The 13,194-nt window shown below is 61.6% G+C and carries 14 protein-coding genes; 5 read left to right on the top strand and 9 right to left on the bottom strand.

The genetic code is table 11. The annotated features are described in order from the left end of the window. Nucleotides 1-122: 122 nt before the first annotated feature. On the bottom strand, nt 123-1,313 hold the full coding sequence (locus tag J2J98_RS11540) for a hypothetical protein (protein ID WP_207601114.1): 1,191 nt from the start codon (nt 1,311-1,313) through the stop codon (nt 123-125). Nucleotides 1,314-1,477: 164 nt separating this feature from the next. Between J2J98_RS11540 and J2J98_RS11545 the strand changes: the two genes are divergently transcribed. The 5 genes from J2J98_RS11545 to J2J98_RS11565 all read left to right on the top strand — a co-directional run bounded on the left by J2J98_RS11545 (nt 1,478) and on the right by J2J98_RS11565 (nt 5,380). Further along, nucleotides 1,478-1,708 carry a hypothetical protein gene (locus J2J98_RS11545; RefSeq protein WP_064705119.1) on the top strand — a complete coding sequence of 77 codons (231 nt, stop codon included), beginning with the start codon at nt 1,478-1,480 and terminating at the stop codon, nt 1,706-1,708. 171 nt (nt 1,709-1,879) lie between these two features. After that, nucleotides 1,880-2,215 carry a Grx4 family monothiol glutaredoxin gene (grxD, locus tag J2J98_RS11550; RefSeq protein ID WP_011425564.1) on the top strand — a complete coding sequence of 112 codons (336 nt, stop codon included), beginning with the start codon at nt 1,880-1,882 and terminating at the stop codon, nt 2,213-2,215. Between the two features lie 137 nt (nt 2,216-2,352). After that, nucleotides 2,353-3,558: a multidrug effflux MFS transporter gene (locus tag J2J98_RS11555; RefSeq protein ID WP_207603114.1), complete on the top strand. Its 1,206-nt coding sequence runs from the start codon at nt 2,353-2,355 to the stop codon at nt 3,556-3,558. A gap of 35 nt (nt 3,559-3,593) precedes the next feature. Beyond that, a complete protein-coding gene (locus tag J2J98_RS11560) occupies nt 3,594-4,871 on the top strand; it encodes a multidrug effflux MFS transporter (protein ID WP_207601115.1) in 1,278 nt (425 codons plus the stop codon). Nucleotides 4,872-4,906: 35 nt separating this feature from the next. Continuing rightward, the gene (locus J2J98_RS11565) at nt 4,907-5,380 is read left to right on the top strand and encodes a GNAT family N-acetyltransferase (RefSeq protein WP_207601116.1); all 474 of its coding nucleotides are present in this window, start codon (nt 4,907-4,909) and stop codon (nt 5,378-5,380) included. Nucleotides 5,381-5,439: 59 nt separating this feature from the next. Here the strand turns inward: J2J98_RS11565 and J2J98_RS11570 are convergent, their stop codons facing one another. The 8 genes from J2J98_RS11570 to J2J98_RS11605 form a co-directional block, all read right to left on the bottom strand. Beyond that, nucleotides 5,440-6,264 carry an inositol monophosphatase family protein gene (locus J2J98_RS11570; RefSeq protein ID WP_207601117.1) on the bottom strand — a complete coding sequence of 275 codons (825 nt, stop codon included), beginning with the start codon at nt 6,262-6,264 and terminating at the stop codon, nt 5,440-5,442. Nucleotides 6,265-6,297: 33 nt separating this feature from the next. Continuing rightward, nucleotides 6,298-7,125: an inositol monophosphatase family protein gene (locus tag J2J98_RS11575; protein ID WP_064705123.1), complete on the bottom strand. Its 828-nt coding sequence runs from the start codon at nt 7,123-7,125 to the stop codon at nt 6,298-6,300. 48 nt (nt 7,126-7,173) lie between these two features. Then, nucleotides 7,174-8,037, bottom strand: a complete 864-nt coding sequence (ttcA, locus tag J2J98_RS11580) for a tRNA 2-thiocytidine(32) synthetase TtcA (protein WP_064705124.1) — start codon at nt 8,035-8,037, stop codon at nt 7,174-7,176. A 57-nt stretch (nt 8,038-8,094) separates the two neighbouring features. Continuing rightward, nucleotides 8,095-9,024 carry a glutaminase gene (locus tag J2J98_RS11585; protein WP_138395293.1) on the bottom strand — a complete coding sequence of 310 codons (930 nt, stop codon included), beginning with the start codon at nt 9,022-9,024 and terminating at the stop codon, nt 8,095-8,097. 72 nt (nt 9,025-9,096) lie between these two features. Beyond that, entirely contained in the window at nt 9,097-9,714 is a 618-nt protein-coding gene (gene rpsD / locus J2J98_RS11590) for a 30S ribosomal protein S4 (protein WP_064705126.1), read from the bottom strand. A gap of 225 nt (nt 9,715-9,939) precedes the next feature. Then, a complete protein-coding gene (locus J2J98_RS11595; RefSeq protein WP_207601118.1) occupies nt 9,940-11,451 on the bottom strand; it encodes a helicase HerA domain-containing protein in 1,512 nt (503 codons plus the stop codon). A 129-nt stretch (nt 11,452-11,580) separates the two neighbouring features. After that, nucleotides 11,581-12,381 carry a glutamate racemase gene (gene murI / locus J2J98_RS11600; protein WP_064705128.1) on the bottom strand — a complete coding sequence of 267 codons (801 nt, stop codon included), beginning with the start codon at nt 12,379-12,381 and terminating at the stop codon, nt 11,581-11,583. After that, nucleotides 12,362-13,192, bottom strand: a complete 831-nt coding sequence (locus J2J98_RS11605) for an RNA methyltransferase (RefSeq protein WP_064705129.1) — start codon at nt 13,190-13,192, stop codon at nt 12,362-12,364. The genes murI and J2J98_RS11605 overlap by 20 nt, the downstream gene beginning before the upstream one ends. Between the last annotated feature and the right edge of the window lie 2 nt (nt 13,193-13,194).

Raw genomic sequence — 13,194 nt, forward strand, 5'->3', positions numbered from 1 at the left:
TGCCGCACTCGCCCCATTTTCGAGCGCCGTAAAGAGACGTCCTCGGCTGTGGGGCGCGAGCTGACCTTGGCGGGATCAGAACGGCAACATCTTGACCAGCCAACGCCGACGGAACCCGGCTCTCAAGCCGGCAGCTTGTCGTGCTCCGGATAGGCAAAGACCGAAGCCGGCATCGGTCCCGACGTCATCAGCGTGAAATCGAAGGGTGCCTTGAGATCGGGGCCAAGCACATATTGCCGGTGGACCCGCAGTTGGTCCTTGCGGACCTTCCGGTAGTGCGCGCCCGTTAGCATCTGCTTGACGCGGATCAGAAGGATCTTCGCTGCAGGCGCGTCTGCATGGCCCGAGACGGCAACGACCGGCACCTTGTAGAAATTGATCGAATCCGTCAGGCATTGCACGTCGAGCCAGGAGATCTCCGGACAGCGGGCGATCAGGCCGACGCGGGCGCGAAGCAGCGTTGCCGATGACAGCAGGGCGCATTGCAGAATGGCGCTGCCGAGTGTGGCAAACACAACGCGCCTGCCCTCGAAAATCTCCGGCTCCCTTTCAAGCAGTATGCCGATGATATGGGCGGCGACGCTCGAACCCATGCTGTGCGATGAAATTACGTACTCGTCAGCTTCCTCGGCGAACGCCTTGCGCACAACAGTCGCCCGCTCTTCCAGCCATTCGTTGATGTCGGCTCGATCCATACGGCCGAGCGCCACCGCCATCTCCCAATCGGCAAAGAGATGCAGCGTATGAAAACGTTCGGAAAACGGCAGGAATGCGAAAATGAAGAAGCAGAGCGCCAGTGGCCCGCTCCAGAGCACGTGCCAAGCGGAGAAGCCGACACTATAGGGCAGGATAGCAATCTCAGTCGTCAGCATGATTGCCAACGCCGTCAGCAGGAACGGAAAGAGGAAGAACAGACCGAAACGCCATGCATGCCTGAAATACCTCCGCATGCCACCTTCCAGCATGATTAGGGCGCAGCTTCGAAAGCCTGCAATGATCCGGCCCAGCGTGTTGCGGCAACTCAGCCGGCGCACGAGCACGTCATGATCAACCATGTGGATCCGGCTCTTCGTCCGCCAGCCGGCGGAACTGGTCTCCGCCGCAGGCGCCGTTTCGCGCGCTTCCCAGCTGCCCGTCGTGACCTCGAAGCTGAAGGGGTCGTCTCCCGCCTCCGGCGGGCCGGTTTCGATCGAGTAGCCCCAGACGGCAGCACTCTGTCTGGCAGAGCGTTCGTATCGCGCCCTATGGGCAAGGCCGTCGAGCGGCTCGAAGCCCGGGAAATGCAGGACGACCCGCTTCTTTATCAGTTTCATTGCGCTGTTCCGCCCAGCCAAAGGCCGGCCTGTTGCTGCGATCCGGCTGCTGGTCGCTGACATCGGCGAAAAAGCAGGCATGGGTTTCGAAGCCGCCTTGCTAACCGAACTCTTCTGGAATTCAATAGCAGCCACGTTGTTTTCGCAGCGCATGGAGGGGTTTTGTGGCGGATCTTGTCAAAGAATTGATTTCAGGCGTCGTCGACAGTGTGCTGAAGGAAATTCTGAAGAAAACCATCGGCCGCGCCACCACGAAACGCAGGCGGCGCAAGGCGCGCCCCGCCGCGACGACGACTGCTCCTCGGAAGGTGGTCACACCCAAGCGCAAGCCGGCCCGCAAGCAGGTCAGCAAGCGCCGCACCGCCGCCGGCCGCAGCCGCCAGCGTCGCGTCTGAGGGAAACGGCAAAACCTGCGACCGTAACGCGGCAGCAACAATCCCGAAGTGGTCTGACCGCATTGGTCTTTTTTTGGTTTGAGCGGCTGGAATTCCTGCTGTCGCATGCTATCTAAGGAAAACGATTGAAACGGCGGGCCTTTAACTCGCCTGTTGAAAGGATCAGATCCCATGAGCGGCATTCACGAATTCATCGACAACGAAATCAAGAGCAATGACGTCGTCCTCTTCATGAAGGGCACGCCGCAGTTTCCGCAGTGCGGGTTCTCCGGCCAGGTCGTGCAGATTCTCGATTACATCGGCGTCGACTATAAGGGCATTAATGTGCTCGCCGATTCGGAAATCCGCCAGGGCATCAAGGACTATTCCAACTGGCCGACTATCCCGCAGCTTTACATAAAGGGCGAGTTCATCGGCGGTTGCGACATCGTCCGGGAAATGTTCCAGGCCGGTGAACTGCAACAGCATCTCCAGGAAAACGGCGTCACCGTTCGCGGCGCCGCCTGACCGGTCACCGGACGTCCGCCCGGTTTCCAAATCTATTTCTCGAGTCCGAGGCGCTGTGGTGAGCAGCGCCTTGGCCTGTTTATGGGAATTTCATTGTGACAGATTCATCACAAGCCGTGTCCGCGGGCCGCCTGCCCATGGGCAAGCGTGAGTTCATCGTGCTTGCCGCCTTCCTGATGGCCATCAACTCGCTTGCCATCGACATCATGCTCCCGGCCCTGCAGCAGATCGGCGCGAGCCTCGGCGTCGAGAGTGAGAACCACCGGCAGTTCGTCGTCTCCTCCTATCTGCTCGGCTTCGGCAGCGCCCAGCTTTTCTACGGACCGCTCTCCGACCGTTTCGGCCGCCGCACGCCGCTGCTGATCGGCCTCGTCGTCTATATCGTGTCCGCCATCGGAATCGTTTTCGTTCCCTCCTTCGCCGGCTTGCTTGTGCTGCGCTTCGTCCAGGGCGTCGGCTCGGCCGCCACCCGCGTCATCACCATCTCCATCGTTCGCGATATCTATGGTGGCCGGCAGATGGCTGAGGTCATGTCGCTGATCATGATGGTCTTCATGATCGTACCGGTGATTGCGCCGGGCGCCGGCCAGGTGGTGATGTTCTTCGGCAACTGGCACCTGATCTTCCTCTTCATCGCCACGATGGCGACTGCGATCGCCGTCTGGGCCTATCTGCGCCTGCCGGAAACCCTGCATCCCGCCAATGTCAGGCCCTTCACCGCCCGCTCGATCTTCGGTGCCTTCAAGCTGGTGCTGACCAATCGCGTGGCGCTCTGTTACACCATCGCCAGCACCTTCATCTTCGGCGCGCTGTTCGGGTTCATCAATTCCGCCCAGCAAATCTATGTCGGCATCTACGGCCTCGGCGTCTATTTCCCAGTCGCCTTCGCCGGCGTGGCGATCTTCATGTCGCTGTCGTCCTTCTTCAATTCCCGTTTTGTCGGCAAGCTCGGCATGCGCCGCCTGTCACACGCCTCGCTCCTCGGCTTCATCGCCATCAATACCATCTGGCTGGCCGTCCAGATGGCAAGTTCAGAGCCGATGCCGTTTGCGCTGTTCATCTCCTTCTTCGGGCTTGCCATGTTCCAGTTCGGCTGGATCGGCTCGAACTTCAATTCGCTTGCCATGGAGCCGCTGGGACACGTCGCCGGCACCGCCTCCTCCGTTCTCGGCTTCATGAGCACGGTCGGCGGCGCCCTTATCGGCGCCGGCATCGGCCAGGCTTTCGACGGCACTGCACTGCCGATGGTCGCCGGTTATTTCATGGTCTCGATCATCGGCCTTATCTTCGTGCTGATCGCCGAGAAGGGCCGGCTCTTCCATCAGCACAATCCGGCCATTTGAACGGCCGGTTCCTTCCGCATCCAGGATTTCACCGCATGACGCCGCATAAACCGCACCAGGAAAACCAGGGGTCCCGCCGCATCGGCATGGGCTTCGGCGAATTCGTTATCACCATCGCCATCATGACCGCCAGCATTGCCATGGCAATCGACAGCATGCTGCCGGCGTTGCCCAATATCGGACATTCCCTCGGCGTCACCAACACCAACGACGCCCAGCTCATCATCGGCGTGTTCTTCCTCGGCTTCGGCGTCTCGCAGATATTCTTCGGCAGCCTTTCCGACACGTTCGGCCGCCGCAATATCCTGCTCGGCGGCCTTGCCTGCTATGTGGTCGCGATGTTTGCCGCTGCCGCAACCGGGAGCTTCGAAATGCTTCTCCTCATGCGTTTCGTCCAGGGCGTGGGTGGCGCCGCCGTGCGCATCACCACCATGGCCATCGTTCGCGACTGCTTCGGCGGTCGCGAAATGGCCCGCGTCATGTCCTATGTCATGATCGTCTTCATGATCGTGCCGATCGTGGCCCCGTCCGTGGGCCAGCTCATCATCCTCTATGCCGACTGGCACTGGATCTTCATCCTGCTCGGCATCGTCGCCAGCATCCTGTTCGTCTGGGCTCTTCTGCGGTTGAAGGAATCGCTGCCTCCCGAAGAACGCCTGCCGCTGTCGGTCGGCTCTGTTGCGGACGGATTCAAGACCGTGCTCACCAACCGCATCACTTGCGGCTACATGATCGGTTTGACCATGTTCACCGGCGTTATCAGCGCATATGTGATTTCGGTGCAGCAGGTTTTCGGCGAAGTCTATGGCTTAGGCGACTGGCTGCCGATCGCGTTTGCGGCCACCGCCGGCGGCATTGCCGTCGCCAATTTTGCCAACGGCTTCTTCGTTCGCAAATTTGGTATGCGCCGCATCTCGCACGCCGCGCTGCTGGTCTTCACGGCGCTGTCAGCGCTCGGTTTCGTCATCGCCTTGGCGGGCAAGCCAGATTTCACCGTCGCCTACAGCATCTTCACCATCGTCCTGATGATGTTTGCGGTGATTGCCACCAATTTCACCGCCATCAGCCTCGAGCCGATGGGCAATCTCGCCGGTACGGCGACCGCTATCACCGGCTTTGTATCGACGACCTTTGGCGCCATCCTCGGCGGGCTGGTGGGCCAGATGTTCAACGGCACCGTGCAGCCACTCTTCGGCGGCTTCGCGCTGTTCGGCTTGCTGACGATCGCAGCCACGCTGTGGGCTGAGAACGGCAAGCTCTTCACCCATCCCGGCGACGGTCCGCAACTCGATCCGGGCGCCGCCCATTTCTGAGCCAGGTGCGTCGGATCGATCGAAGGTATTCCCGGATGGACGAGCGGATTGTGATCAGGCCTTATGCGCCAGGTGACGTTGATGCGACGATCGAGATTTTTCTGCGCGCCATCCGGGAGGTCTCGTCGCACGACTATTCCGCGGCCCAGATCGAGGCTTGGGCGAGAGTCGAGGATCGCGCTCTATGGGCGGAAAGAAGGATAAGCAGGCCTGGATGGATCGCGGAGATCGACGGACAGCCCGTCGGGTTTTCGGACCTGACCGGCGACGGGTGTCTCGACATGATGTTCGTGCACCCAGACTTTCAAGGGATCGGCGTGGCAACCCGCCTGTTGCGCAGAGCCGAGAAGGAGGCTCTCAGGCTGGGGTTCAGGCGAGTTTACACCGAGGCAAGCATAACCGCCCGCCCGTTTTTCGAAAGCAAAGGATTTCGTGTGATGACCGGCCAAATTGTTGAGAAGCGCGGCCAGAGCCTGGAAAACTTCCTGATGGAAAAGTTCTACGCCTGATCTTGCAAGAGCCTGCCGCAAACCAACATTCGCCACCGGCCTTTGAGACAGTCGGCTTGTCAGAGGGTCAACACCTCACGCCGCAGCACGTCCCACGATGCATTGTCGGGCGCAATCAACAGTCCGCCGTCCAGATGCTGCGGCAAGTAGGACGAGCCGTCGAAGCGGGCGGCATAGGCGCCGGCCTCCTGCGAGATCAGCGTTCCGGCAAGATGATCCCAAGGCATCAGCTTGTTGTACATCAGGTAATGTACGTGCCCGCCGGCAAGGGTGCGGTATTCGTGAGCGGCACAGCGGTAGTTGGTGAGGAAACGCACCTTGGCGAGATTGCCAAGGACCTCGGCACGCTTCTCCCGCGGCAGGTAGCCGGTCGAAGCCATACCGACCATCTGGTCGAGCGCGACAGGCTCGGCTGCGCGCAGTCGCTGCGCCTCGCCATCCGGCCTGCGCAGCCAGGCGCCGCCGCCCTTCTCCGCCATCACCCAGTCGTCGCCCATCGGATCGTAGATGATGCCTGCAATGGTTTCGCCGCCTGAAATGACCGAAGCCATGACGCCGAAGGCCGGAATGCCGGCGGCAAAGTTGAACGTTCCATCGACCGGATCGACCACGATCGCGAGATCGGCATCGGCAAGCCTGCCAAGCAACGTCGGCTCGCCCGCGACAGACTCTTCGCCGAGAAACAGCGCGTCCGGCCAGAGCCGCTGCGCTTCCGCCTTGATCATCCGCTCGGCCTGCTCGTCGGCCTCGGTGACAAGATCGGTCGCCTCGCTCTTGGCGCGCACATCATCCCGGCCAAGCCGGCGGAAGCGGGGCAGGATCTCGGCCTTCGCCGCGCGGCGCAAGAGATCGGCAAGAACGGTCACGTCAACGGTTGTTGTCATATCAAATCCTCTCACTTCGGCCAAAACCTCAACTCAGATGCCGACGATCTCGCGCCGAATTAGCTGCCAGCTCTCCTTATCAGGCGCGGAGATAATGCCGCCGGTCGTCTCGCCCGGGCGATAGGGCGTGCCATCGAATTTCGCCGTGTGGCCGCCCGCCTCCTGGTGCGCAAGCACGCCGGCCAGGTGATCCCAGGGCATCAGCTTCGCATGACCGATGAAATGCATCTTGCCCGACGCGACCATCCAATATTCATAGGCCGAGCAGTTGAAGGCGAAGGTCATCCGCGCCTTCGCCATGTTGGCGCAGATCCGCGAGCGGTCGGGCTCTTCCATATGGGCCCACGACATGCCGCCGACCATCTGGTTCATGGCGGCGGGCTCGGCCACCTTGAGCCTGCTCGATTGTCCCTCCCGGCGTGTCAGAAAGGCACCCGCCCCCTTGATCGCCGTCACCGTGTCGCCAAGAGCGGGATCGTGAATGATGCCGGCAACGGTCTCGCCCCGGACGGTAACCGCAAGCATCGTTCCGAAAACGGGCAGTCCGGCGGCGAAATTGAACGTGCCGTCAACAGGATCGATGATGAAGGCGAGCTCGGCATCGGCAAGCGCCCGCACCACCGACTTGTCGGCGTCATAGGCTTCCTCGCCGACGACGAGTGCTGAGGGAAAACGCTGTTTCAGCGCGGCGGTGATCCGGTGTTCGGCAAGCAGATCCGCCTGCGTCACCAGATCGGTTGCCGAGGTTTTTTCCAAAACATCCGTATCGCCGAGGTTGCGGAACCGCGGCATGATTTCCGCACGCGCTGCCTCCTTTACGCATTCGTCGAGAAAGAGAATATCCTGATCTGAAATGGTCATGCGAATTGCTGTCCTTCATGCAAAGAGCCAGCCTGCTTAGCCGGCCTTTCATGAAGGATCGGTGACACCAAGGCTGGAAAAGTCGAAGAGTTTCGGATCGAGCAGATGCGACGGGTTCACATGCGAAAGCGCCCGCAGCATCGTGTCCTTGCGTCCAGGCATGCGCCGTTCAATATCGGCGAGCATGTCCTTCATGGCATTGCGCTGCAGCCCGTCCTGCGAGCCGCAGAGATCGCAGGGAATGATCGGGAACTGCATGGCGGCGGCGAACCTGGCAAGATCGTCCTCAGCGGCATAAGCGAGCGGCCGAAGCACCATCAGGTCGCCCTCGTCATTCAGAAGCTTTGCCGGCATCGAGGCAAGCCGCCCGCCGTGAAAGAAATTCATGAAGAAGGTTTCGAGAATGTCTTCGCGGTGATGGCCGAGCACCAGTGCGTCGCAGCCCTCCTCCCGCGCGATACGATAGAGATTGCCGCGTCGCAGCCGCGAACACAGCGAGCAATAGGTGGCGCCTTCGGGCACCTTTTCCTTCACGATCGAATAGGTGTCGCGATATTCGATCCGATGCCGGACACCGATCCTCGTCAGATAATCCGGCAGCACATGCTTCGGAAAATTCGGCTGTCCCTGGTCGAGATTGCAGGCGATGAGCTCGACGGGAAGCAGCCCGCGCCATTTGAGATCGAGCAGCAGCGCCAGCAGACCGTAGGAATCCTTGCCGCCGGAGAGGCCGACCAGCCAGCGCTTCTGTCCCTTCAGCATGTCGAAATCGTCGAAAGCCTGACGTACTTGCCTGAGCAGGCGCTTGCGCAGCTTGTTGAAGGACACCGAACGCGGTGCATCGGCAAAGAGCGCAAGACCAACGCCGTCGTCCGCTTCGAGCTCATCCGCGATATTAGCTGCGATATTCATTGCTTGTCCTATCGAAGGTGAACTTGCCATAGCAGAAAGCGGCCTGGCAACACAGCCTCAATCGCCGAAAACAGACCAGCCGGTGCGGGCCGCAAGCATCTCGAGCGCCACGGCGCCAAGCTGCGAATTGCCAACCTTGTTCAACCCCGGCGACCACACGGCGATAGACGCAATGCCGGGCGCCACCGCGAAGATGCCGCCGCCGACGCCGCTCTTGCCGGGCAAGCCCACATGATAGGCAAAGTCGCCCGAGCCGTCATAATGGCCGCAGGTCAGCATCAGCGCATTGATGCGCCGCGCGCGCTTCGGCGAGACCACGGAGTGGCCGGTCATCGGATTGCTGCCGCGCGCCGCCAGGAACAGCCCGGCCCGGGCCAGCTGTTCGCAGCTCATCGACAGGGCGCATTGGTGGAAATAGACGCCGAGTACGTGCTCCACGGGATGGTCGAGATTGCGATAGGCGCGCATGAAATTGGCAAGCGCGACATTGCGGTATCCCGTCTGCGTCTCGGAACGCGCCACCTTGTCGTCGATGGTGATCGCCTCGTCATCGGCGAGATAACGCACGAAACGCAGCAGCTCGCCGATCGCCTCGCGTGGCGCATGGCCGGCCATGACGACGTCGGTGACGGCGATCGCGCCGGCATTGATGAAGGGATTGCGGGGAATGCCGCTCTCATGTTCGAGCTGCACGATCGAATTGAAGGCCGATCCCGATGGTTCGCGCCCGACGCGCTTCCAGAGGCCCTCACCGACCTTCCCGAGCGCCAAGGTCAGCATGAAGACTTTGGATATGCTCTGGATCGAAAAGGCGATATCGGCATCGCCGACGCGATGGACCTGGCCGTCGACGGTGACGATCGCCATGCCGAATTGCCGCGGATCCACCTTGGCAAGCTCTGGAATATAGTCGGCGACCTTGCCCTCGCCGATGCGCGGCAGGATATCGCTGTAGATACTGTCGAGGGTCGCCTGCAAGTCCGCCATCGCTTCTCTCCGGATAACAAAAAAGCCGCCCGAAAGAGCGGCTTTTCCATATGCGAAAACGCCTGGGTATTCTTAACGCGAATAGAATTCGACGACCAGATGCGGTTCCATGACAACCGGGAACGGAACGTCGCTGAGCGTCGGAACGCGTGCGTAGGTGGCGACCATCTTGTTGTGATCGACTTCGATATAGTCGGGAACGTCGCGCTCGGCGAGGCTCACGGCTTCCAGAACGGTCACCAGCTGCTTCGACTTTTCGCGAACTTCGATAACGTCGCCGGCCTTGCAGCGGTAGGAACCGATGTTGACACGAACGCCGTTGACCGTCACGTGGCCATGGTTGACGAACTGACGGGCTGCCCATACGGTCGGGACGAACTTTGCGCGATAGACGATCGCGTCGAGACGCGATTCCAGCAGGCCGATCAGGTTTTCGGAGGTGTCGCCCTTGCGGCGGGCGGCTTCTGCGAAGATCGCGCGGAACTGCTTCTCGCGCAGGTCACCGTAGTAACCCTTTAGCTTCTGCTTGGCGCGCAGCTGCACACCGAAGTCCGACAGCTTGCCCTTGCGGCGCTGGCCGTGCTGGCCCGGGCCGTATTCGCGGCGGTTCACCGGGGACTTCGGACGACCCCAGATGTTTTCGCCCATACGGCGGTCAATTTTGTACTTGGACGATTCGCGCTTGCTCATCGTATTTCCTTTCAAAGGTTTATGGCGGCTTGTTGCCAAACCGCGCGAAGGAAACACGCCCTCCTCTGACCTCTTCCGAGGCCTGACAGGATGTTCCGGTTACGCGAACAGAAACGATCCACGGGACATGTCAAATGAAACACCGGACATTGCTGCCCGGTGCTTGGCGCGGTCTTTAGAGGCCCGTCATGAAAATGTCAACTGCGCCAAAGCCCGAAAACGCGACTATTCCGCAGCCAACGGCTGGTCACCCGTGTCGGGCGCGTTCGCGTCGCCAGGCGCCGTTTGGCAATTCATGTCGGGGAACGCCACAATGCGCTTGCCGGAGAAATCCGTGTGCACGACGACGATCCCCTGTTCCTCGAAATAACCGAGCAGCCGTCGGGCGCGCCGCGCCGAATGCGTGCCGTATGCACGTGCGATACGCGCGTCGGACGGGCACGCTTCGCCGCAGACGGCGGCCTTGGCAAGCATCAGGAAGACACCCTGCAAATCGTCGGTGACGCCTGCCGACAGCGACAGTGCCGTCGCCCACTCATCGCTCGCAGCTGTTGCCGCATCGACGCCGGAGCGTGAGATCGCCACGCGCCGGCGGAAATCCGGCAGCGCGATCGGCGGACCCGGCACGCGGCGCATGCGCAGCCGGACGAGAAAGTCTTGATAGAGCACGGAATCGGTGCGGAAGGCGGATGCGGGATCGTCGAGTATTTCGGCAAGCACACCGGCAAGCCGCTCCTCCCGCTCCTCAGCGGAGATCTCAACCTGGCTTGCCCTCGCCTCCACCGGCGCTGGGGATGCGGCCGGCGTCGAGCGCGAGAGTTCGGCCAGGATATCGGTCGTCGGCCGCGGCGCCGGCGGCGCGCGGCGCATGAGCGGGCGCTGAAATTCTTGCGGGTCGGGCGTGAAGATCAGGTCCTCGACATCCTGCGGCGCATCCGGGAGCGGCATCAGCTTCGGGCTGGAGGAGCGCGCCGAAGTCTCCACCGCGCCGATCTGGATCGGCAGCGGCCGGCGCGACAAGGCCGGACCGAGGGCAACGAAATTGCCGCGCTTCAGATCCCGAAACATTTCCGCCTGGCGCCGGTCCATGCCGAGCAGGTCGGCGGCGCGCGCCATGTCGATATCGAGGAAGGTGCGGCCCATCAGGAAGTTCGAGGCTTCGGCCGCGACGTTCTTGGCGAGCTTGGCGAGCCGCTGCGTTGCGATCACCCCGGCAAGCCCGCGCTTGCGGCCGCGGCACATCAGGTTGGTCATCGCGCCCAGCGACATCTTGCGCGCATCTTCCGAAACGTCTCCGCCGACCGACGGCGCAAACATCTGCGCCTCGTCGACGACGACCAGAACCGGGTACCAGTATTCGCGGTCGGCTTCGAACATGCCGTTGAGGAAGGCAGCGGCAGCGCGCATCTGCTGCTCGATATCAAGGCCCTCGAGCGTCAGCACGCAGGACACGCGATGCTGGCGAATGCGGTTGGCGATGCCTGCCAGTTCCGCCTCGGTGCGCTCGCCGTCAACGACGACATGACCGAACCTGTCGCTAAGGGTGACGAAATCACCCTCGGGATCGATGATGACCTGTTGCACCCATTGGGCGGATTGCTCGAGCAGGCGGCGCAGGAGATGCGATTTGCCGGAGCCTGAATTGCCTTGCACGAGCAGACGGGTCGCCAGCAGCTCCTCGATATCGAGCGTCGCCGGGCTGCCGGACGCCAATCCCATATCGATGCCAACCTGCAATGCTGATCCTCGCGGCGAAGAGACTCACACGAAATGAAGTGCCATTCTTCCGAAACGGCACCGCCCCGTCTATCAAAGAATGCGCAGTTTTTCAGGACTGGATTTCGCCAACCCACAGGACAATTCCGCTCATGCCCTCAAGCCGAATCCCTGCATCAGCCGCCGCGTGGCAAAATCAGGCTTGCCTGAGGTGAAGACTGAAAAGTCGAAATTATCCGGATGCACGGCATCGGCGATCAGCGGCACCAGCGTGCGGGCGCGCCGCGCGATTGCCTCGGCCGGATCGAGCCAGTCGACCGGCCAAGGCGCAAGACGGCGGAAGAGGTTGGCCATGAACGGGTAGTGCGTGCAGGCAAGCACCACGATATCGGTCTTGTGCCCCTCTTTCTCGACGAAACACTGGTCGATCTCGGCAAGCACGGCCTCGTCGGAGACCGCGTCGCCGCGAATATAGGCTTCGGCCATGCGCGCAAGGTTTTCCGAGCCGACAAGCCGCACATGGCATTGCTGCGCAAAGGACTGGATGAGGTCGCGCGTATAGGCGCGCTTGACCGTCCCCGGCGTCGCCAGCACCGAAACCAAGCCTGAGCGCGTCCGCTCCGCCGCCGGTTTGATCGCCGGCACTGTGCCGACGAAGGTCATTTGGGGAAAGGCCGCGCGCAGGTCGGCGCCGACAAGGGTGAAGGCGGTGTTGCAGGCGATGATGCAGACTTCTGGATCGTGCTCCTGAAGCAGCTTGCCGAAGAGCCCGATGATGCGCTCCTTCAGCGCCTGCTCCTCCCAGCCTCCATAGGGAAAGCCGGCATCGTCCGCGACATAGATGAAGCCGCGCTCCGGCATCAGCACACGCGCCTCGCGCAGCACGGTCAGCCCGCCTATACCTGAATCGAAGACGAGGACGGGCTTCAGCTCATTCGTCGGCGCTGTCATCGCTTGGCGCTTCCTTGCCGGATCTGGTGAAACCGCCTTTACGCGGACTGTTGCGCGAAAAGCGGTCGAGGGAGGAGATGACGCCGCGCAGCACGCTGATTTCCTGTTCCGTGAACGCCCGGCGGGAGAGAACAGCGCGAAGGTTGTCCACCATTTTCGGCTTTTTCGAGGGCGGATGGAAATAGTTGCGTGAATCGAGCGCTTCTTCCAGCTGGTCGAACAGGCCGAAGAGCTGCTCCTTTGTGGAAGGCCGCTGCTCGAGCGCTTGGAACGGCACGGCCTCCAGATCTTCCATGCCGGACTTCATCCATTCATAGGACATCAGAAGCACGGCTTGCGCAATATTCAGCGAGGCGAAGGCGGGATTGACCGGGAAGGTCACGATCTCGTCAGCCAGCGCCACTTCCTCATTGGTCAGACCCCAGCGCTCACGACCGAAGAGAATGCCCGTTGCCTCCCCTGCCCGAAACTTTGTGCGCAACGTTTGCGCGGCAAAGACCGGGGAGCGCACCGGCTTATAGTTGTCGCGGCTGCGCGCCGTCGTCGCATAGACGAAATTGAGGTCGGCGATCGCCTGCTCCAAGGTGTCGTAGACCTTCGTCGCCTCGATCACGTGATCGGCCTTGGAGGCGGTTGCCTGCGCCTTCTCGTTCGGCCAGCCGTCACGGGGATTGACGAGACGCAGCTCGGCGAGGCCGAAATTCGCCATGGCGCGCGCCACCATGCCGATATTCTCGCCCATCTGAGGCTCGACCAGAATAATGGCCGGCCCTTCGGCCAGAAGTTGACGCTCGCTGTTCGTGCCTGCCATGG

The sequence above is a fragment of the Rhizobium bangladeshense genome (assembly GCF_017357245.1).
GTDB classification, from domain to species: Bacteria; Pseudomonadota; Alphaproteobacteria; order Rhizobiales; family Rhizobiaceae; genus Rhizobium; species Rhizobium bangladeshense.

Excerpts from the sequence above, each read along its gene's own strand:
- J2J98_RS11540 (WP_207601114.1), bottom strand. The coding sequence starts at position 1,313 with ATGAAACTGATAAAGAAGCGGGTCGTCCTGCATTTCCCGGGCTTCGAG.
- grxD (WP_011425564.1), top strand. The coding sequence starts at position 1,880 with ATGAGCGGCATTCACGAATTCATCGACAACGAAATCAAGAGCAATGAC.
- J2J98_RS11555 (WP_207603114.1), top strand. The coding sequence starts at position 2,353 with ATGGGCAAGCGTGAGTTCATCGTGCTTGCCGCCTTCCTGATGGCCATC.
- J2J98_RS11560 (WP_207601115.1), top strand. The coding sequence starts at position 3,594 with ATGACGCCGCATAAACCGCACCAGGAAAACCAGGGGTCCCGCCGCATC.
- J2J98_RS11565 (WP_207601116.1), top strand. The coding sequence starts at position 4,907 with ATGGACGAGCGGATTGTGATCAGGCCTTATGCGCCAGGTGACGTTGAT.
- J2J98_RS11570 (WP_207601117.1), bottom strand. The coding sequence starts at position 6,264 with ATGACAACAACCGTTGACGTGACCGTTCTTGCCGATCTCTTGCGCCGC.
- J2J98_RS11575 (WP_064705123.1), bottom strand. The coding sequence starts at position 7,125 with ATGACCATTTCAGATCAGGATATTCTCTTTCTCGACGAATGCGTAAAG.
- ttcA (WP_064705124.1), bottom strand. The coding sequence starts at position 8,037 with ATGAATATCGCAGCTAATATCGCGGATGAGCTCGAAGCGGACGACGGC.
- J2J98_RS11585 (WP_138395293.1), bottom strand. The coding sequence starts at position 9,024 with ATGGCGGACTTGCAGGCGACCCTCGACAGTATCTACAGCGATATCCTG.
- rpsD (WP_064705126.1), bottom strand. The coding sequence starts at position 9,714 with ATGAGCAAGCGCGAATCGTCCAAGTACAAAATTGACCGCCGTATGGGC.
- murI (WP_064705128.1), bottom strand. The coding sequence starts at position 12,381 with ATGACAGCGCCGACGAATGAGCTGAAGCCCGTCCTCGTCTTCGATTCA.
- J2J98_RS11605 (WP_064705129.1), bottom strand. The coding sequence starts at position 13,192 with ATGGCAGGCACGAACAGCGAGCGTCAACTTCTGGCCGAAGGGCCGGCC.